Raw genomic sequence first — 17,293 nt, 5'->3', positions numbered from 1 at the left:
CTCCGGCGGACAAGGCTACTGCGACTGCGCCCAGGGAGAGCGCGACGGCGGGCTGCGTGACGCCGAGGCGGCGGCCCGCCCCGGTCACGCCATGGCCGTCGGCGACGTGAAGAAAGAGCCGGAAGTGCCTGAGATTGCGGGGGATCATAGCCTTGCGAGCACGCGGTCGAGCAGCGTATCGAGATCGGGATCACCGCCCGCCTCGGCCAGCCCGGCGAGGGTCGCCTGCCACTCGGCGGTGGCCCGGCTGAGGCCGGGGAGCAGGCCCAGCGCCTCGACCGTCAGGGCGACCTCGCGCATCTCGGCGGCACGGCGCGCGCCGTGGACGAGCATCCGCTCGAGGCTGTAGGCGCCGCGCGCGCGCCAGTCGATGTCCGGGTCGGAGGCCTCGAGCGAGGCGATGACCTGATCCTCGACACCCGCGCGGCGCGCGGCAAGGAAACATTCGGCGGTCAGCGCCTCGAGCCCCTTGATCATCACCGAGCGGAGCATCTTGATCGAGGAGGCCTGCCCGACCTCGGGCCCGGTGACGCGGGGGCGCATGTCGAGGGTTTCGAGCCGGGCCGCGCCCGCCTCGGCCCAGGGGCCGGAGACGAGCAAGGGCGCGTGGTGGCGCCTTGGGTGGACGGGGGACATGACGGCCACGTCGATGTAGCGCCCCCCGGCCGCTTCGATGATCGCGGCGGCCTGTGCCTTGGTGCCCGGCGCGCAGGAATTGCAATCGAACCAGAGGGTTCCGGGGGCGAGGTTCGGGGCGGCCTCCTCCGCCGCGACGCGGGCCTGGTCGGCGGTGACGGTGCAGAAGACGGTGTCGGCCTGCGCGACGGCCTCGGCGGTGGTGGCGGCCCCGGTGACGGCGTGGTCGGCACAGGCCGCGCGCATCGCGGCGGCGGTGGCCGCGCTGTCGGCCTTGCGGTCATAGGCCGTGACGGCGGGCGGGCGGCGGTCGGCCCAGCCGGAGAGAAAGGCGCGCGCGGCTTCGCCGAAGCCGATGAAAGCGAGATGCATGGGCGCTGTGGTTTCGGTCATTCGGGAGCCTCCTTTATCGGGGGCAAGGATGCGAGACGGAGCGGGAAATGGAAAGCGAAAATAGCTTTGCCTTATGCCTGCGCACGCGCTTTGGATTTGCGTATTTTCCCTTGTTTTGGGACAAATTGGGCCGCATCATCCGGAGGATACCATGACCGAGGCAAAACGCGCTTTGATTATATCTGCGCATGCCGCCGATTTCGTCTGGCGCTGCGGCGGCGCGATCGCGCTGCATGCGGAGATGGGGGTGGAGGTGACGGTAGCTTGCCTGTCCTTCGGCGAGCGCGGCGAGAGTGCGCGGCTGTGGAAGGAGGGCAAGACGCTGGAGGAGGTGAAGGCCGCGCGGCGGTCCGAGGCGGAGGCGGCGGCCGAGGTGCTGGGGGTGCATGAGCTGGTGTGCTTCGACCTTGGGGATTACCCGCTTCACCTTGAAAAGGATGACAAATACCGGCTGGTGGACCTGATCCGCAAAGTGCAGCCCGACTGGATGATGAGCCACAGCCGCTACGACCCCTACAACACCGATCACATGTACATGACGCAGGTCGCGCTGGAGGCGCGGATGATCGCGCAGGCCTGGGGGCACAACCCCGGCGAAAAGGTGCTGGGGGCGCCGCAGCTCTACCTGTTCGAGCCGCACCAGACCGAGCAGATGGGCTGGAAACCCGATGTTTTTCTGGATGTTACGCCCGTCTGGGAGAAGAAGCGCGCGGCGATGGAATGCATGAACGGACAGGTTCACCTGTGGGAGTATTACACCCGCGTCGCGCAGCAGCGGGCCAATCATTTCAAGCGCAACTCGGGCGGTCAGGCCGGGGGGCGGGATTGCCGTTATGCGGAAGGGTTCGAGAGCGTCTTTCCGCGTTGCGTGGACGGGTTGTGAGGGGGGCGCGCTGATGGGTGTGGTGGTGACGGATGTGCCGCGCGCGGATGCGGATGTCGTTGAAAAGCTTGGAAAAGCCGGGGTTGCGACGGTGCATGAGGCGATGGGGCGGCGGGGGCTGATGGGGCCTTCGATCCGGCCGATCCAGCAAGATCTGGGGGTTGCGGGGTCGGCGGTCACCATATCCGCCCCGCCCGGCGACAACTGGATGGTGCATGTCGCCATCGAGCAGCTGCGGGAGGGGGATATCATTGTGCTGGCGCCGACAAGCCCGTGTTCGGACGGATATTTCGGCGACCTGCTGGCGACCTCGGCCATGGCGCGGGGGTGCCGCGGGCTGGTGACCTCGGGCGGTGTGAGGGACACGCGGGATTTGCGGGCGATGGGATTTCCCGTCTGGTCACAATGGGTTAGCGCGCAGGGCACGGTGAAGGAAACGGTCGGTTCGGTCAATGTGCCGGTGGTCTGCGGGGGGGCCTTGGTCAATCCCGGCGATATCATCGTGGCCGATGACGACGGGGTCTGCGTGGTGCCCTTGGGCGAGGCGCATGACGTGCTGGCGCGGGCCGAAAAGCGGATGGCGGCGGAAGAGGGCAAGCGGGCGCGGCTGGCGGCGGGCGAGCTGGGGCTCGACATCTACGACATGCGGGGGCGGCTGGCGGAGAAGGGGCTCAGGTATGAGTAACCGGGCCTGTCACACCGCGTACACACCGCGTACACACCGCGTGCATACGGGCGCGCAGCCATGACGGAGGGCATCCCTTGCCTCTGGATGCGGGGGGGCACGTCGAAGGGGGCGTATCTGCTGGCGCGCGATCTGCCGGGCGATCCGGGGGCGCGTGACGCGTTTCTTATGAGGATCATGGGAAGCCCCGACCCACGGCAGATCGACGGGATCGGGGGGGGCGATCCGCTGACCTCGAAGGTGGCGGTGCTGTCGCCGCCGAGCCGGGCGGATGCGGATGTGGATTACCTGTTCCTGCAGGTCTTCGTGGAAGAGGCGCGGGTTTCGGACGCGCAGGGCTGCGGGAATATCCTTGCCGGTGTCGGCCCGGCGGCAATCGAGCGGGGGCTGGTCGCGGCACGGAGCGGCGAGACGCCGGTGCGCATCCACATGGTGAACACGGGCGAGGTCGCCTTGGCGCGGGTCGCCACGCCCGGCGGGCGGGTGAGTTACGACGGGGAGGCCTCCATCGACGGGGTGCCGGGCACGCACGCGGCGGTGCCCTTGATGTTCAGCGGGCTGGCGGGGTCGATGACGGGGGGCGTGATGCTGCCCACGGGGCGCGCGGTGGACCGGATCGGGGGCGTCGAGTGCACGTTGATCGACATGGGCATGCCGATTGTCGTGATGGCGGCGGAGGATTTCGGGGTCACGGGGAGTGAGGAGCGCGCGACGCTGGATGCCGATGCGGCGCTGAAAGCGCGGCTGGAGGCGATCCGGCTGGAGGCCGGGCCGATGATGGGGTTGGGCGACGTGGCGGAGAAGAGCGTGCCGAAGATGACGCTGGTCAGCCGGGCCATGGCGGGCGGCGCGATCTCGACGCGGAGTTTCATTCCGCATCGCTGCCATGCCTCCATCGGGGTTTTCGCCGCGGTCAGCGTGGCGGCGGCCTGCGGTCTGGAGGACGGCCCGGCGGCGGCGCTGGCCGTGCTGCCCGCGGACGGGGTGTTCCGGGTGGAGCACCCCACGGGGACCGCCGAGGTGGTGATCGAGCGCGACGCGCACGGCGCGATCACCGGGGCGGGCACGGTGCGCACGGCGCGCAAGCTGATGGACGGGTTGGTGTTTCCTGCGCCTTAACCCTGTTTGCGCTGCGCGTCGCGGATGAGCGCCGCCATTCGGTAGAAGCCATGGACCATCTTGGAATAGGGCGTGGTCAGGAAGAAGGCGAGGACGGTGCCGAGGTGCAGCGCCAGTAGCGGCGCGACAAGCGCCGTGCCGGTGGCGAAGTAGAGGAGAAGGCCGGTCAGGCCGGTGAGGCCGAGGAGCGCGACAAAGGCGACCTCTCCGCCCCAGACCTCGGGCGCGCCGAGATGGGTGTCGGCCTTGAACTTGAGCGCGATGAGGCCGATGGCCCCCACGGTCAGAAGGAGGCCGCCGGGCAGGCCGAGAAGCTTGGGCAGGCTGAAGAGGCCGTAAGGGGCGGGCATGTCGAAGACATAATGCAGGACGGTCCCCGAGGAGGTGGCGGCGAAGCACAAGAGGAACCCCCAGAACACCGCCTGATGCGCGTGGCGGCGAGCCTGCGAGTAGCGGTCGCCCTTCTCGAAATTGCAGCCCTCGGCCGCGCCGCCCGAAAGGTTCCGCATGGTTGCGGCATCGGCGAAGGCCGCTTTCAGGTGCGGCCAGCGGATGCGTTGCCCGCCGACCTCGGCCCAGTAGCGGCGGAGGCCGATGGCGATGGCGGCAAGCGGCAGGAGGAAGGGGGGCGCGAAGATCGCCACCATGGCGGCGTGCGAGAGGTAGGCGTAGAAGCCTTCGCCGCTGGCGGGCGCAAGGGCGGTCAGCGCCCAGAACAGCGCCGCGATGCCGAGGACGAGCATGAGCGCCAGCGCGCCGCCGGAGCGTTGGAAGAGGCGGGCAAAGCCGCCGGGCCATGCGAAACGGTCCCAGCTTTCGACGCGAACCTCGGCCAGCGCGCGGGGCAGGTTCAGGGCGAACTCGTGCGGTTCGGTATACTGGCAGGCGTAGTAGCAGCCGCGGCAGTTGTGGCAGAGGCTGGCCAGCTGCGTGATGTCGCCGTCGGAAAAGGCGCGTTGCGAGAAGGCCGAGGGGAAGACGGCGCAATAGCCCTCGCAATAGCGGCAGGCGTTGCAGATCTCGACCTGTCGGCGGGCCTCGTCGGTGGCGGTGAGGGTTGGTGCTTCGTCTTCGATACGGTCAAACATGGGCGGCGGCCTCCTGTCCCGCGATGCGTCCGAAGACGGTGCCGATGGTCATGCCGAAACCTGCGAGATAGCCCTGCCCGAGGATGGAGCCGGCCATGATCTCGCCCGCGGCCCAGATGTTGTCGAAGCGCCCCGCGGGGCCCGCGACGCGGGCGGTTTCGTCAACCTTGAGGCCGAGATAGGTGAAGGTCACGCCGGGGCGGAGCGAGTAGCCGTAGAAGGGTGGCTCGGTGATCGGCCTGGCCCAGTTGGTCTTGGGGGGCGTCAGCCCCTCGGTCGACAGGCCGTCGAGTTCCGTGGGGTGGAAGTCGCCGTCGCGGCAGGCGGCGTTGAAGGCCTCGACCGTTTCGCGGAGCTTGGTGCCGGGCAGGCCGAGTTTCTGGGCGAGACCGTCGAGCGTGTCGGCCTCGACCGGGGGGTAGACGGAGGGCATGAAAAGGTCGCGCGATTTCGCGTCGATGATGGAATAGGCGACCTGCTCGGGCTGGGCGGCGACGAGGCGGCCCCAGATCGCGTAGCGCTTGGGCCAGACATCCTCGCCCTCGTCGTAGAAGCGGTCGCCGTTGCGGTTCACCACGATGGAGAAGGGCACGCAGTCGAGGCGGGTGACGATGCCGCCGTCGAATTTCGCGGCGCGCCCGTCGATGGCGACGGCGTGGCATTGGGTGGGGTCGCCGACGCTGTCGGCACCGTGGTCGAGCATCTGTTTCAGCGGCACGCCGCGGTTGTAGGGGGTGCCGCGGATCAGGAAGTTGCGCGCGGCGGGGCCCCAGGCGCGGGCGAGCCAGTCGAGATCGGCCTGGAAGCCGCCGGAGGCGAGGATCAGGCCGCGGCCTTCGATTCTCGTTTCCTGCCCGGCGATCTTGGCGGTGACGCCCTCGAAGCGGGGGCCGGTTACGTGGATTTGTGTGACTTCGGCCTCGTAGGCGGTGGTGACGCCGAGGTCATGGGCGGTGTTGTAATAGGCGTTCACCAGCGCCTTGCCGCCGCCGAGGAAGAAGGCGTTGGTGCGGGAGAGCGAGAGTGTGCCGGAGAGCGAGGGCTGGAAGGCGATGCCATGCGCCTCCATCCAGGGAAGGCATTCTTCGGAGGTGCGGATGGTCATGCGGGCGAGGCCCTCGTCGGTCTCGCCCTTGGTGACGCGGATCAGGTCGTCGAAATACTCGTCTTCCTCGTAGGCGCCCGTCAGGACCGACAGGGGGCCGCGGTGCATGCAGCGGAAGTTGCGGGTGTGGCGCGAGTTGCCGCCGCGGTAGGGTTTGGGGGCGGCCTCGAGGATGAGCGGCTTGAGGCCCGCCTCGGCGGCCTCGATCGCGGCGCAGAGCGCGGCGTTGCCGCCGCCGACGATGACGAGATCCCAGGGTTGGTCGTCGAGGGCGGTCATGTCTCTCTCCCCTGTCTGAGTTGGCGCTGGCGGGCGCGGTGGGCGGCCTCGATATGGGCGCGCATCGCGGCCTCGGCTGCGTCGCCGTCGCGCGCGCGGAGCGCGTCGATCAGGCGGGCATGCTCGGCCACGGCGGCCTCGGCGCGGGAGCCTTCCTCCATCGTGGAGGGGCCGAGGATGAGGAGGGTTTTCTGCACCGCCTCGACCGCGCGCAGGAGGAAGCGGTTGCGGGCGGCGTTGCGAAGGATGTCGTGGAACTGTCGGTTGGCCTCGTAGAGGCGGTCGACGTCCGAGAGGGCCGCGGCCATCTCGGCGTTGATCGCGGCCATTTCGTCGATTTCCGAGGGGTAAGCCGCGCGGGCGGCGAAACGGGCGGCGGTGCCTTCGAGCACGCCGCGCATCTCGTAAAGCTCTGTGATCTCGGCGTAATCCAGCTGCCGGATGACCGCGCCGACGCGGGGGGTGTGAATGACGAGGCCATCGGCCTCGAGGAGCCGGATCGCCTCGCGCACAGGCGTGCGAGAGGTGCCGAGGCGGGTGGCGAGATCGGTCTCGGTCAGGCGGTCGCCGGGCGAGAGACGGCCGTGCCGGATCTCGGTGAGAAGCCGGGTGTAGGCGTCGTGCCCCTGCGAGGCGTCGGTCTGGGTGCTGTCGTGTGGCATGGCGGTCCCGTCTGTTCGGGATTGCATACGGCTGGATACAGGCATATGCAAGACCCCGGAGACCCTGCCCCATGTTCACGACACCGCTGACCCTTCGCCAACGCCGCGCCCTGACGCTGGGGCTGGCGGTGTTGGGCACGGGCGTGTTCTGGGCGCTGTCGCTGCCCCTGCCCTTCCTGTTCGGGCCGCTTTCGGCCTGCCTGCTGGCGGCCCTTGCGGGCGCGCCGTTGAAGGGGTTGGGGCAGGTCTCGGTCGGCGCGCGGACGATCCTGGGGGTGGCGGTGGGTGCCTCGCTCACGCCCGAGGTGGTGGCGCGGGTGCCGCAGATGGCGGCCTCGGTCGCGCTGATTCCGCTTTACGTGGCGGTGATCGGGCTGGTCGGCGTGCCCTTCTTCCGCAAGGTCTACAAGTTCGACTGGGCGACAAGCTGGTATGCGGCGATGCCGGGGGGCCTGCAGGACATGGTGGTCTTCGGGCAGGAGGCGGGGGGCGACGTGCGGGCCCTGTCGCTGATCCATGCCACGCGGGTGCTGATCATCGTGACGGTGGCGCCCCTGATCCTGACGCTGGGCTTCGGGGTGACGCTGGACAATCCCATCGGCGCGCCCGCCTCCGAGCTGCCCTTGCACGAAATGGCGATCATGGTCGCCGCGGCGCTGGTCGGCTGGAAGGGCGGCGAGCGGATCGGGCTGTTCGGGGCCTCGATCCTCGGGCCGATGATCGTGACGGGCATCCTGTCGCTGACGGACGTGATCCATTACCGCCCGCCCGCCGAGGCGATCCTGGTGGCGCAATTCATGATCGGGATCGGGATCGGCGTGGGCTACGTGGGCGTCACAATGCACGAGATCCGGCGCGACGTGTCGGCGGGGGTGATCTTCGTGCTGATGCTGGCGGGGCTGGCGGCGCTGTTCACCGAGGTGGTGGTTCTCTTCGGGCTGGCGCCCGGCGTGGACGGGTTCCTTGCCTTCGCCCCCGGCGGGCAGGCGGAGATGACGGTTCTGGCGATCATCGTGGGGGCGGACCTGGGCTATATCATCGTGCATCACCTGACGCGGGTGTTGCTGGTGATTTCCGGCGCGCCGCTGGTCGCACGGCTGATGCGGGTGCGGGAGCGCCGGGCCGGGGAAACCGACGGGGATGGATAAGGAACACCCCCGCTGTTCGGAGCGGGCCTGTGGGGTGGGCACCGACGCGCGCGGCAGGTCGAGGGTGAGGGGCGCGCCGCCCGCGGCTCGGGTTCCTCTTGCTCGGCCGGGGGGAGGTGGAGGTCGTCGTGCCGCCCGAGCAAGGGGGCGTGGCGGTGGGGGGCGGTGATCTCGACAGGTGGGAGGGGCGCGCCGCACGGTTGGAGCGCGATGCGCCCCGTTCCGGCGACGGCGGAGGTGGGCCAATTGCGTGGAGCGCCGTGGGGCGCGCGGCAGGTCGAGGGCGACGGACAGCCCGCCCGCGGCTCGGGTTGCCCTTGCTCGGTCGGGGGAGGTGGAGGTCGTCGTGCCGCCCGATCAAGGGGGGCGTGGCGGTGGGGGGCGGAGATCTCGACAGGTGTGAGCGCGCCGCCCGGTTGGAGCGCGATGCGCCCCGTTCCGGCCACGGCGGAGGTGGGCCAATTGCGTGGAGCGCCGTGGGGCGCGCGGCAGGTCGAGGGTAAGGGGCGCGCCGCCCGTGGCCGCGGTTCCCCTTGCTCGGGCGGGGGGAGGTGGAGGTCGTCGTGCCGCCCGAGCAAGGGGGGCGTGGCGGTGGGGGGGGCGGTGATCTCGACAGGTGTGAGGGGCGCGCCGCACGGTTGGAGCGCGATGCGCCCCGTTCCGGCCACGGCGGAGGTGGGCCTAGGCCATGCGACGCCGTGGGGCGCGCGGCAGGTCGAGGGTGACGGACAGCCCGCCCGTGGCTCCGGCGAGCGTGAGGCTGCCGCCGTGGCGGTCCACCACCGCCTCGGCAATCGACAGGCCGAGGCCCGAGCCCGGACCCGGCTCCGCCTGCCCGAAGCGGGCGAGGACAGTGGCGTGCTGCTCGGGCGGGATGCCGCGGCCGTCGTCGCGGACCTCGATCCGCAGGCCGGCCTCGGTGGGAGTGGCGGCGATCTCGATCCGGGTCAGATCGGGACCGCCGTGGACGAGGGCGTTGTCGACGAGATTGGTGAGCGCCTCGCGCAGGAGCATCCGGTCGGCGTTGAGGGTCGGCGCGGGGTGCGGCAGGTCGGCGACAAGGGCGACGCCCCTGCCCTCGGCCTCGTCGCGGTGCAGATCGAGGATGCCCTCGACCATCTCGGCCAACGCGATGGGCGACCGCTCGAGCGGGGCGGTGTCGGATTGCACGCGCTCGAGCGTGAGCAGCCGGTTGGCGAGGTCGCTGGCGTGGCGGGCCGAGCGAACGAGGTCGTCGGCGCGCGCGCGGGCGGCGTCGCCGTCGGGGGCGGAGCGCACGGCCTCGGCCATGGCGAGGATGCCGGCGATGGGATTGCGCAGCTGGTGGGCGGCGTTGGAGATGAGCGTGCGCTGGGTCTCCATCGCCTGTGTCACCTGCCCGAAGAGCGTGTTGAGGCGGCGCACGAGGCCCTGCACCTCGGCGGGGACGGGGCGCTGGATCGGCGAGAGATCATCGAGACCGCGGCGCGACACGGCATCCTCGAGATCGACGAGGGGGCGCAGGCCCACCACCACGCCGAACCACACGACCAGCGCGAGCGTGCCGAGGATCACCACGAGGATCAGGACGGTGCCGCGGATCAGCTCGGCGAGGAAGGCGTCGCGCACGGCCAGTTCCTGCCAGACGGTGTAGGTGTAGGTGCCGGAAATGCCGTCGAGCGTGGCCACGTCATAGAGGCGCAGCGCGCGGACGGGGCGGCGGTTGTAGGTGACGTCGAAGAACTCCACCCCCTCGGGCGGGGCGGCGTTGAGGCCCCGGATGGGGGTGACGGGCGGCGGCGTGAAGCCGGTGACATAGACCCCGTCGGGGGCGTAGACGTGGTAGAAGACCGGCCCGCCGGAGGTGTTCGACAGCAGGTCGCGGGTGCCCAGCGACAGCGCGTCGCCGCCAGAGCGCGCCACGTCGCCGACGATGGCGAGCGCCGTGGTCAGGAGCGAGCGGTCGAAGACCTCCTTGGCGGTCTGGCGGGATTGTTCGATCTGCCACAGGCCGATCGCCGCGCCCAGCGTCACCAGCGGCAGAAGGATGATGAGCATCAACCGCGCGCGCAGCGAGCGGAGCGTCGGCCGCGTCATGGCGGGGCCGCGTCCGTAGCAAGCGCGATGGCGTAGCCCATCCCGCGGCGCACGCGGATCGAGAGGCCATGCGGCTTGAGCCGCTTGCGAAGGCGCGAGACATGCACCTCGATCGCGGTTTCCTCGACATCCGCCCCGGTTCCGTAGACGTGGTCGAGCAGCTCTGCCTTGGAGACGATGCGCCCCTCGGCGAGCATCAGCGACTCGAGCACCGCCACCTCGCGGCGGGGCAGGTCCTGCGGGGTGGCGTCGAGGGTGACCTGCCGCCCGGTCAGATCGAGCGCGAGCGGGCCGAGCCGGACCGTCGGGCGGTGGTCATGGGCGCGGCGGCGGGTGAGCGCGCGCAGCCGCGCCTCGAGCTCGGCCATGGCGAAGGGTTTCACCAGGTAATCGTCGGCGCCCGCGTCCAGCCCCTCGACCCGGTCGTGGGTTTCGGCCCGCGCGGTCAGCAGCAGGACGGGCCGCCCGTCGCCGCGCGCACGCATCTGCTTGAGCAGCGTCAGCCCGCTCACCCGCGGCAGGTTGATGTCGAGAATCACGAGGTCCCCGCCGCCGCCGCGCAGGAAATCGTCGGCGGCCAGACCGTCGGAAATCAGGTCCACCGCGTGACCGAGATCCTGCAACCTGTAGGTGATCCCTTGGGCAAGGCTTTGATTATCTTCGACAAGAACGATTCTCATGGGTGCCGCGCCCCTCCCCCGGGCGAAAGCTTGCCGCAAGGTTGGCAGGTCATGGTGACCGTATCAAGCCGGGTCGAGGCCCGCACCGCAGGGAGGCGGCGCGGGCGCTGGGAGCAACGGACCGGCACCAAAGGGAGGAAAACCAATGATCCTGAAAACGACGCGCCGGGTTGCCGGCGCTGCGGCCATTCTGGCTGCGACCACGGCCCTGTCGGGCGCGGCTTTCGCCGATGCGCATGGCGGCGTGGACCTGTCGGGGCAGACGGTCGAATACGTGATCCCCTTCTCGGAATCGGGCGGCTCGGCCCGTTGGGCCAACTTCTTCGCGCCGCTCCTGTCCGAGCATCTGCCGGGCAACCCCACCGTGGTGGTGCGCTACCGCCCCGGCGCGGGCTCGACCAGCGGGGCCAACTGGTTCCAGGAGCAGGACACCGCCGACGGCACGCTGATCTTCGGCACCTCGGGCTCGACGCAGTTCCCCTACCTGCTGGGCGATCCGCGGGTGCGCTACGAATACAACGACTGGCAGGTGGTGCTGGTCTCGGGCACGGGTGGCGTGGCCTACCTGCCCGCCGACATGGCGGCGATGATGGACGGGCTGGATGCGACCGGCCTGCAGGGGCAGGAGTTCATCTGGGGCGCGCAGAGCGCCACGGGCCTCGACCTCGTGCCGAACCTCGCGTGGGAGATGCTGGGCCTCGACGTGCAGCCGGTCTTCGGGATCGAGGGCCGCGGCGACGGGCGGCTGATGTTCGAGCGGGGCGAGGCCAACATCGACTACCAGACCTCGTCCGCCTATATCCGCTCGGTGCAGCCGATGGTCGACAGCGGCATGGCCGTGCCGATGATGAGCTGGGGCGCGCTGGACGACGACGGCAACATCGTGCGCGACCCGACCTTCCCCGACATCCCGACCTTCGCCGAGGTCTGCGAGGCGACGCCCGCCTGCGAGACCGAGGGCGAGGCATGGGATGCCTGGGTGACCTTCTTCACCGCCGGTTTCCCGGCGCAGAAGATGATCTTCCTGCCGGGCAACGCCCCGCAGGAGGTGGTCGACGCCTACACCACGGCACTGCGCGAGATCATCGCGCGGGATGACTTCATGGAGCTGGCGGCGGCGGAACTGGGCGTCTACCCGCAGATGACCGGCAACGCGGCGCAGGCGGCCTTCCGCCTCGGCACGCGGGTCGATGCGGAGACGCGCGCCTTCGTCATCAACTGGCTCGAAGAGAGCTACGGCGTCTCGCTCAACTGAGACCGTGACGTGATGCCGGCCCGTCCCTTGCGGCGGGCCGGTCTTTTCACCCTTTCGATCCAACGGGCCAGCCCGCGGACCATGCACCGCCGGGCATGGCCTGATCCATCCTCCGAGCAGGGGAGCCCGTGATGGAGCTTTTCGCCACGGCCGGTCCGGCCTTGCTGGACGCGCTGGCCCTTATCGCCCAGCCGCAACAATTCGCCTTTCTCGTGCTCGGGGTTCTGCTGGGCCTGTCGGTGGGCGTGTTCCCCGGCCTTGGCGGCATCGCCGGGTTGAGCCTTGTGCTGCCCTTCATCTTCGGGATGGACCCGGTGGCGGGGCTGGCGCTGATGGTGGGGCTGATCGCGGTGGTGCCCACCTCGGACACGTTCGCAAGCGTTCTGCTGGGCATACCCGGCTCGACGGCGAGCCAGGCCACCGTGCTGGACGGCTTTCCGCTGGCCAAGAAGGGCGAGGCGGGGCGCGCGCTGTCGGCGGCTTTCGTCTCGTCGCTGTTCGGCGGCTTGCTGGGCGCGATGGTGCTGACGGCCTTCATCCTGGTGGCGCGGCCGCTGATCCTGGCCTTCGACATCCCGGCGATGCTGGCGATCACGCTTCTGGGCCTGTCGATGGTGGCGATCCTGGCCGGGCGCATCCCGCTGAAGGGGGTGGTGGCCGCGGGGATGGGCCTTTTGCTGGGCACGGTGGGGTTGGGCGGCGCGGGCGGCTCGCCGCGGATGTCGACCTATGACATGCCCTACCTGCTGGACGGCTTCAGCCTGGTGATCGTGGGCCTCGGCATCTTTGCCATTCCCGAGATCGTCGCCCTGCTGCGGCAGGACCGGGCAATCTCCAAGTCCGGCGACCTCGGGCGCGGCTGGCTCGACGGGCTGCGCGACTGGTGGCGCAACATCTGGCTGTCGGTGAAATGCTCGGCCATCGGGGTGATGGTCGGCGTGATCCCCGGCCTTGGCGGCTCGGTCGTGGACTGGATCGCCTATGGCTTCACGGTGCAGTCGGCCAAGGACAAGTCGCAGTTCGGCAAGGGCGACATCCGCGGCGTGATCGGGCCGGAAAGCTCGAACAACGCCAAGGAGGGCGGCGGGCTGGTGCCGACGCTGATCTTCGGCATCCCCGGCTCGGGGTCGATGGCGGTGTTCCTCGGGGGCCTGGCGCTGCTGGGCTATGACCCGGGGCCGCACATGGTGCGCAACAACCTCGACATCACCTACACGATCGTGTGGTCGCTGGCGCTGGCCAACGTGGTCGGCGCGGGGCTGTGCATCTTCCTCGCCAATCCCATCGCGCGGCTGACGACGATCCGCTTCACGCTGATCGCGCCCTTCCTGTTCATGGTCATCGCCTTCGCCGCCTTCCAGTCGCGGCAGTCGCTGGGCGACCTTGCGGCGCTGATGGCCGTCGGCATGATCGGCATCTTCCTGCGCCGGTTCGAGTTCTCGCGGCCTGCCTTCCTGATCGGTTTCGTGCTGTCGGCGCAGGCCGAGGCATTCGCCAACCAGGTCTACCAGATCGCGGGCTCGCGGCTGCGCCGGGGCGGCATGGAGGGGATGCTCGACTATGTCGCCTCGCCGCTGGTTCTGGCCATTCTTGCGCTGACCGTGCTGTCGATCTGGATCGGCATCAAGCAGGGCAAGCAGGTGCTGGGCAACGACACGCCGCCCACGGGCACCAAGCGCGCGCCGGTGGCCTTCATGCTGGCGATCACGGCCTACGTGGCCGTCACGGTCTGGGACGCCTCGACGATCCGCTACACGGGCGACAAGGTCTTTCCGCTGACCGTGGGGATCGCCACGCTGATCGGCTGCGTCGTGCTGCTGGCGCGGATGCGGGTGGCGCCCGAGGGCCATGCGCTTTTCGCCGACAACGAGCAGGGGGGCGAGGATGCGGAGGCGCCGCATGGGCTGTGGTCGACGCTGGGCTGGTTCGCGGCGCTCTTGGCGATGTCGGCGCTCTTCGGCTTCGTGATCGCGCTGGCGATCTTCCTTGTCGCCTTCTTCCGGCTGCGGGCGCAGGTCAGCTGGGCGCGGACGCTGGTCCTGTCGGCGGCGGGCATCGCGCTGATTTGTGTGCTGGCCGGCACGCTGGGCCGCGACTTCCCGCCGGGGCTGCTGCAGGAGGTCGTCGACCTTCCGTGGCCGTTCACATGAGCCTGCGCCTTTTGTGCCTGCCCGGCGACGGGATCGGCCCCGAGATCGTCACCGCCGCGCGCGCCGTGCTGGAGGCGGCCTGCGCGGTGGAGGGCGTGGCGGTGGCGCTGGAGGAGCGGGCGATCGGCTTCGCCGCGCTGGAGGCTGAGGGCACGACGATCCCCGAGGCGGTGATCGCGGCGGCGCGGGAGGCCGATGGCGTGATCCTCGGGCCGGTGTCGCACAACGCCTATCCGCCGGTGGCGGAGGGGGGGCTGAACCCCTCGGGCGTGTTGCGCAAGGCGTTGCAGTTGCACGCAAACATCAGGCCCGCGCGCAGTCACCCCGCGGTGCCGACGCCCACGGGGGCGCGCGTGGACATGGTGATCGTGCGCGAGAACCTCGAAGGGTTCTACGCGGATCGCAACATGGCCGAGGGGGGCGGCGAATTCTGCCCGGTGCCGGGTGTCGCGCTGTCCATGCGGAAGATCACGGAAAGCGGCTCGCGCGCGATTGCCGAGACGGCGTTTCAACTGGCCGCAAGGCAGGGGCGCACCCGCGTGGCGGTGATCCACAAGGCCAACGTGATGCGGATGTCGGACGGGCTGTTCCTGCGCGTGGTGCGGGAGGTGGCGTCGGGGTTCCCGGATATCGCGGTGGAGGAGATTCTGGTCGATGCCGCCGCGGCCCTCATGGTGCGTGACCCCGCGCAGTTCGAGGTGGTGCTGGCGACGAACATGTTCGGCGACATCCTGTCGGACCTCGCCTCGGAGCTGTCGGGGGGGCTTGGCCTTGCGGCCTCGCTCAACCACGGGGCGGCGCATGCCGTGGCGCAGGCGCAGCATGGCTCGGCCCCGGACATCGCCGGGCAGGACCGGGCCAACCCGGCCTCGATCATCGGGTCGGCGGCGATGCTGATGGAGCATTTGGGCCACGCGGGCGTGGCGGCGGCGATCACCGCGGGGCTCGATCACGCGTTGGCCGATGCGGCCACGCGCACCCCCGATCTTGGCGGAACGGCAGGCACGGCGGCGATGACGCGCGCCATCCTGACCCATATCGAAGGACGAAAGGCATGACGCAGACCCCCATCCCCTTCTGGTTCCTGCGCGGCGGCACCTCGCGCGGGCCGTATTTCCGGCGCGAGGATTTGCCGGAGGACCTCGACGCGCTGGCCAAGGTGTTGTGCCAGGTCGTCGGCGCGGGCAATCCGCGCAACATCGACGGGCTGGGGGGCGGCGTCGCGGTGACGACGAAAACGGCGATGCTGTCGCGCTCTGCCGAGCCGGGGATCGACGTGGAGTACTTCTTTGCGCAGGTGGCCGTCGAAGAGGCGCTGGTCGACTATGGCCCGACCTGCGGCAACATCCTTGTCGGTGTCGGCCCCGCCGCCATCGAGATGGGGCTGGTCGAGGCAAAGGACGGCGTGACGCCGGTGCGCATCCGCGCGGTGAACACCGGGGCGACGGTCGAGGCGCTGGTGCAGACGCCCGGCGGACAGGTGGAGTATCGCGGCGACGTGGCGCTTGACGGCGTGCCGGGGACGGCGGCGCCGGTGGGGTTGAACTTTCTCGACGTGGTGGGGTCGAAGACGGGCGAGATGTTCCCGACGGGCAACCGGATCGACGTGATCGACGGGGTCGAGGTGACCTGCATCGACGTGGCCATGCCGATGATGATCGCCCGCGCCGCGGATTTCGGGATCACCGGCCGCGAGACGGTCGAGGAGCTGGACGCGAACCGCCCGCTCTTCGCGCGGATGGAGGCGGTGCGGCTCAAGGCTGGTGTGCTGATGGGCATGGGCGACGTGACCAAGTCGGTCACGCCCAAGATCGGGTTGATCGCGCCGCCCGCGGGGCCGAACGCGCAGTTCGCGGCGCGGTATTTCATGCCCTGGACGACGCATCCGACGCTGGCGGTGACGGGGTCGCAATGCCTTGCCTCCTGCGCGCTGATGCCGGGGACGGTGGCGGAGCGGGTGGCCAAGCCCATCCCCCCCTCGCCCGCGCTGGTCGTGATCGAGCATCCGATGGGCGAGATGGAGGTGACGCTGACCTATGGCGACGGGCCAAGCTTCCAGTCGGCGGGGCTGATCCGCACCGCCCGGCTGATCGCGCGGGGCGAGGTGATGGTCGATCCCACGTTGCTCGGGGGGTGAGGGGGATGAAGACCTTCGACATGCTGGCCCGCGCCGTGGCGCAGGAGGGGGTGAGCGATGCCTTCGCCCTGCTGGGCGATGCGAACATGAATTTCGCCACGCGGCTGGCCGAGGGCGGCTGCCGGATGATCTACGTGCGCCACGAGCATAACGCCGTGACGGGCGCGATGGCCTATGCGCGGAAGACGGGGAAGACGGGGTTCGCCACGGTGACCTGCGGCCCCGGCCTGACGCAGCTGATGACGGCCCTGCCCGCCGCGGTGCGGGCGCGGCTGCCGATGGTGGTGCTGGCGGGCGAAGCGCCGCTGAAATCGGGCTGGTACAACCAGGCGATAGACCAGGCGCCTTTCGTGACGGCGACGGGGGCGGCCTATCACGCGCTGCACTGGCCCGCGCGGATGCCGGTGGCGATCCGGGATGCCTTCCTGCAAGCGGCGCGGGAGCGGCGGCCGGTGGTGCTGGGCGTGCCCTTCGATCTGCAGGCTCTCGACTGGGCGGGGACGGAGGCGCTGCCCCTGCCCTCGTCGGAGATCGCGCCGGTGGTCTCGCCCATGCCGCCGCACCCCGACGACGTGGCGCGCGCCGCAGCGCTGGTTTCGGGCACGCGGCGCATCGTGGTGATGGCGGGGCTTGGCGCGGTGGAGGCGGGGGCCGGTCCGGCCTGTCGCGCCTTGGCCGAACGGCTGGACGCGCTTCTGGCGACCACCCTGCCCGCGCGCGGGCTGTTCCATGACGACCCCTACAGCCTGAACGTGGCGGGGGGCTTCTCGCACGAGGTGGCGCGGGAGTGTTTCGCCGAGGCCGATCTCGTGATCGCGGTGGGGTGTTCGCTGGCGCATCACAACGCGGATGGCGGCAAGCTCTGGCCCGAGGCGCAGGTGTTGCAGATCGACCTGGACCCGGTGGCGATGTCGCAGGGCCGCGTCGCGGCGGGCGCGCATCTGCGGGGCGACGCGCGGCTGGGGGTGGAGGCGCTGTGCGCCGCCGTCGCGCCCCG

At 70.2% G+C, this 17,293-nt stretch carries 16 protein-coding genes; 9 read left to right on the top strand and 7 right to left on the bottom strand.

Annotated elements, in window-relative coordinates:
- The coding region (locus QQK83_RS19385; protein ID WP_349816239.1) for a helix-turn-helix domain-containing protein at positions 1-148 on the bottom strand (148 nt) is incomplete at its 3' end.
- Positions 145-1,029: an NAD(P)-dependent oxidoreductase gene (locus QQK83_RS16060; RefSeq protein WP_284266028.1), complete on the bottom strand. Its 885-nt coding sequence runs from the start codon at positions 1,027-1,029 to the stop codon at positions 145-147. The genes QQK83_RS19385 and QQK83_RS16060, both read right to left, overlap by 4 nt.
- A 151-nt stretch (positions 1,030-1,180) precedes the next feature.
- Between QQK83_RS16060 and QQK83_RS16055 the strand changes: the two genes are divergently transcribed.
- Genes QQK83_RS16055 through QQK83_RS16045 form a run of 3 tightly spaced genes read left to right on the top strand, consistent with a single transcriptional unit; the run spans position 1,181 to position 3,716 of the window.
- Positions 1,181-1,912 carry a PIG-L deacetylase family protein gene (locus tag QQK83_RS16055; protein ID WP_284266025.1) on the top strand — a complete coding sequence of 244 codons (732 nt, stop codon included), beginning with the start codon at positions 1,181-1,183 and terminating at the stop codon, positions 1,910-1,912.
- Positions 1,913-1,925: 13 nt separating this feature from the next.
- Positions 1,926-2,597, top strand: coding sequence for a 4-carboxy-4-hydroxy-2-oxoadipate aldolase/oxaloacetate decarboxylase (locus QQK83_RS16050; protein ID WP_284266023.1), 672 nt, complete (start codon positions 1,926-1,928; stop codon positions 2,595-2,597).
- Between the two features lie 60 nt (positions 2,598-2,657).
- Complete coding sequence (locus tag QQK83_RS16045; RefSeq protein WP_284266021.1) at positions 2,658-3,716, top strand: 4-oxalomesaconate tautomerase; 1,059 nt, start codon at positions 2,658-2,660, stop codon at positions 3,714-3,716.
- On the opposite strand, the gene tcuB is transcribed toward QQK83_RS16045, so the two are convergent.
- Genes tcuB through QQK83_RS16030 form a run of 3 tightly spaced genes read right to left on the bottom strand, consistent with a single transcriptional unit; the run spans position 3,713 to position 6,850 of the window.
- Positions 3,713-4,804, bottom strand: coding sequence for a tricarballylate utilization 4Fe-4S protein TcuB (gene tcuB / locus QQK83_RS16040; protein ID WP_284266019.1), 1,092 nt, complete (start codon positions 4,802-4,804; stop codon positions 3,713-3,715). The genes QQK83_RS16045 and tcuB overlap by 4 nt on opposite strands.
- Positions 4,797-6,188: an FAD-dependent tricarballylate dehydrogenase TcuA gene (gene tcuA, locus QQK83_RS16035; RefSeq protein WP_284266017.1), complete on the bottom strand. Its 1,392-nt coding sequence runs from the start codon at positions 6,186-6,188 to the stop codon at positions 4,797-4,799. The genes tcuB and tcuA overlap by 8 nt, the downstream gene beginning before the upstream one ends.
- On the bottom strand, positions 6,185-6,850 hold the full coding sequence (locus QQK83_RS16030; protein WP_284266015.1) for a GntR family transcriptional regulator: 666 nt from the start codon (positions 6,848-6,850) through the stop codon (positions 6,185-6,187). The genes tcuA and QQK83_RS16030 overlap by 4 nt, the downstream gene beginning before the upstream one ends.
- Positions 6,851-6,921: 71 nt before the next feature.
- Here QQK83_RS16030 and QQK83_RS16025 point away from each other — a divergent pair, with 71 nt between their 5' ends.
- Positions 6,922-7,998 (top strand): AbrB family transcriptional regulator, encoded by a 1,077-nt coding sequence (locus QQK83_RS16025; protein ID WP_284266013.1) that lies wholly within the window; start codon positions 6,922-6,924, stop codon positions 7,996-7,998.
- A gap of 681 nt (positions 7,999-8,679) precedes the next feature.
- On the opposite strand, the gene QQK83_RS16020 is transcribed toward QQK83_RS16025, so the two are convergent.
- Together QQK83_RS16020 and QQK83_RS16015 are read right to left on the bottom strand one after the other, a co-directional pair.
- Positions 8,680-10,074, bottom strand: a complete 1,395-nt coding sequence (locus tag QQK83_RS16020) for a sensor histidine kinase (protein WP_284266011.1) — start codon at positions 10,072-10,074, stop codon at positions 8,680-8,682.
- Positions 10,071-10,754 (bottom strand): response regulator transcription factor, encoded by a 684-nt coding sequence (locus tag QQK83_RS16015; protein ID WP_284266009.1) that lies wholly within the window; start codon positions 10,752-10,754, stop codon positions 10,071-10,073. Before QQK83_RS16015 ends, QQK83_RS16020 begins: the two co-directional genes overlap by 4 nt.
- Positions 10,755-10,899: 145 nt before the next feature.
- Here QQK83_RS16015 and QQK83_RS16010 point away from each other — a divergent pair, with 145 nt between their 5' ends.
- From QQK83_RS16010 to QQK83_RS15990, 5 genes are all read left to right on the top strand, one after another.
- Positions 10,900-12,009: a type 2 periplasmic-binding domain-containing protein gene (locus QQK83_RS16010; protein ID WP_284266007.1), complete on the top strand. Its 1,110-nt coding sequence runs from the start codon at positions 10,900-10,902 to the stop codon at positions 12,007-12,009.
- A gap of 131 nt (positions 12,010-12,140) precedes the next feature.
- Positions 12,141-14,159 carry a tripartite tricarboxylate transporter permease gene (locus QQK83_RS16005; protein ID WP_284266005.1) on the top strand — a complete coding sequence of 673 codons (2,019 nt, stop codon included), beginning with the start codon at positions 12,141-12,143 and terminating at the stop codon, positions 14,157-14,159.
- A complete protein-coding gene (locus QQK83_RS16000) occupies positions 14,156-15,217 on the top strand; it encodes an isocitrate/isopropylmalate dehydrogenase family protein (protein WP_284266003.1) in 1,062 nt (353 codons plus the stop codon). The genes QQK83_RS16005 and QQK83_RS16000 overlap by 4 nt, the downstream gene beginning before the upstream one ends.
- Positions 15,214-16,296, top strand: a complete 1,083-nt coding sequence (locus tag QQK83_RS15995; protein WP_284266001.1) for a 4-oxalomesaconate tautomerase — start codon at positions 15,214-15,216, stop codon at positions 16,294-16,296. Before QQK83_RS16000 ends, QQK83_RS15995 begins: the two co-directional genes overlap by 4 nt.
- 5 nt (positions 16,297-16,301) lie before the next feature.
- On the top strand, positions 16,302-17,293 hold a 992-nt coding region (locus QQK83_RS15990; RefSeq protein WP_284265999.1), incomplete at its 3' end, for a thiamine pyrophosphate-binding protein.

The sequence above is a fragment of the Roseicyclus amphidinii genome, from assembly GCF_030163755.1.
Classification (GTDB): Bacteria; Pseudomonadota; Alphaproteobacteria; order Rhodobacterales; family Rhodobacteraceae; genus Roseicyclus; species Roseicyclus amphidinii.
The sequence above is the reverse complement of the archived record's forward strand: the minus strand, read 5'-3'. Positions and strand labels throughout refer to the sequence as shown.

What these genes read in the sequence shown, in the direction of transcription:
- QQK83_RS16060 (WP_284266028.1), bottom strand. Translation starts at nt 1,029, where the DNA reads ATGACCGAAACCACAGCGCCCATGCATCTCGCTTTCATCGGCTTCGGC.
- QQK83_RS16055 (WP_284266025.1), top strand. Translation starts at nt 1,181, where the DNA reads ATGACCGAGGCAAAACGCGCTTTGATTATATCTGCGCATGCCGCCGAT.
- QQK83_RS16050 (WP_284266023.1), top strand. Translation starts at nt 1,926, where the DNA reads ATGGGTGTGGTGGTGACGGATGTGCCGCGCGCGGATGCGGATGTCGTT.
- QQK83_RS16045 (WP_284266021.1), top strand. Translation starts at nt 2,658, where the DNA reads ATGACGGAGGGCATCCCTTGCCTCTGGATGCGGGGGGGCACGTCGAAG.
- tcuB (WP_284266019.1), bottom strand. Translation starts at nt 4,804, where the DNA reads ATGTTTGACCGTATCGAAGACGAAGCACCAACCCTCACCGCCACCGAC.
- tcuA (WP_284266017.1), bottom strand. Translation starts at nt 6,188, where the DNA reads ATGACCGCCCTCGACGACCAACCCTGGGATCTCGTCATCGTCGGCGGC.
- QQK83_RS16030 (WP_284266015.1), bottom strand. Translation starts at nt 6,850, where the DNA reads ATGCCACACGACAGCACCCAGACCGACGCCTCGCAGGGGCACGACGCC.
- QQK83_RS16025 (WP_284266013.1), top strand. Translation starts at nt 6,922, where the DNA reads ATGTTCACGACACCGCTGACCCTTCGCCAACGCCGCGCCCTGACGCTG.
- QQK83_RS16020 (WP_284266011.1), bottom strand. Translation starts at nt 10,074, where the DNA reads ATGACGCGGCCGACGCTCCGCTCGCTGCGCGCGCGGTTGATGCTCATC.
- QQK83_RS16015 (WP_284266009.1), bottom strand. Translation starts at nt 10,754, where the DNA reads ATGAGAATCGTTCTTGTCGAAGATAATCAAAGCCTTGCCCAAGGGATC.
- QQK83_RS16010 (WP_284266007.1), top strand. Translation starts at nt 10,900, where the DNA reads ATGATCCTGAAAACGACGCGCCGGGTTGCCGGCGCTGCGGCCATTCTG.
- QQK83_RS16005 (WP_284266005.1), top strand. Translation starts at nt 12,141, where the DNA reads ATGGAGCTTTTCGCCACGGCCGGTCCGGCCTTGCTGGACGCGCTGGCC.
- QQK83_RS16000 (WP_284266003.1), top strand. Translation starts at nt 14,156, where the DNA reads ATGAGCCTGCGCCTTTTGTGCCTGCCCGGCGACGGGATCGGCCCCGAG.
- QQK83_RS15995 (WP_284266001.1), top strand. Translation starts at nt 15,214, where the DNA reads ATGACGCAGACCCCCATCCCCTTCTGGTTCCTGCGCGGCGGCACCTCG.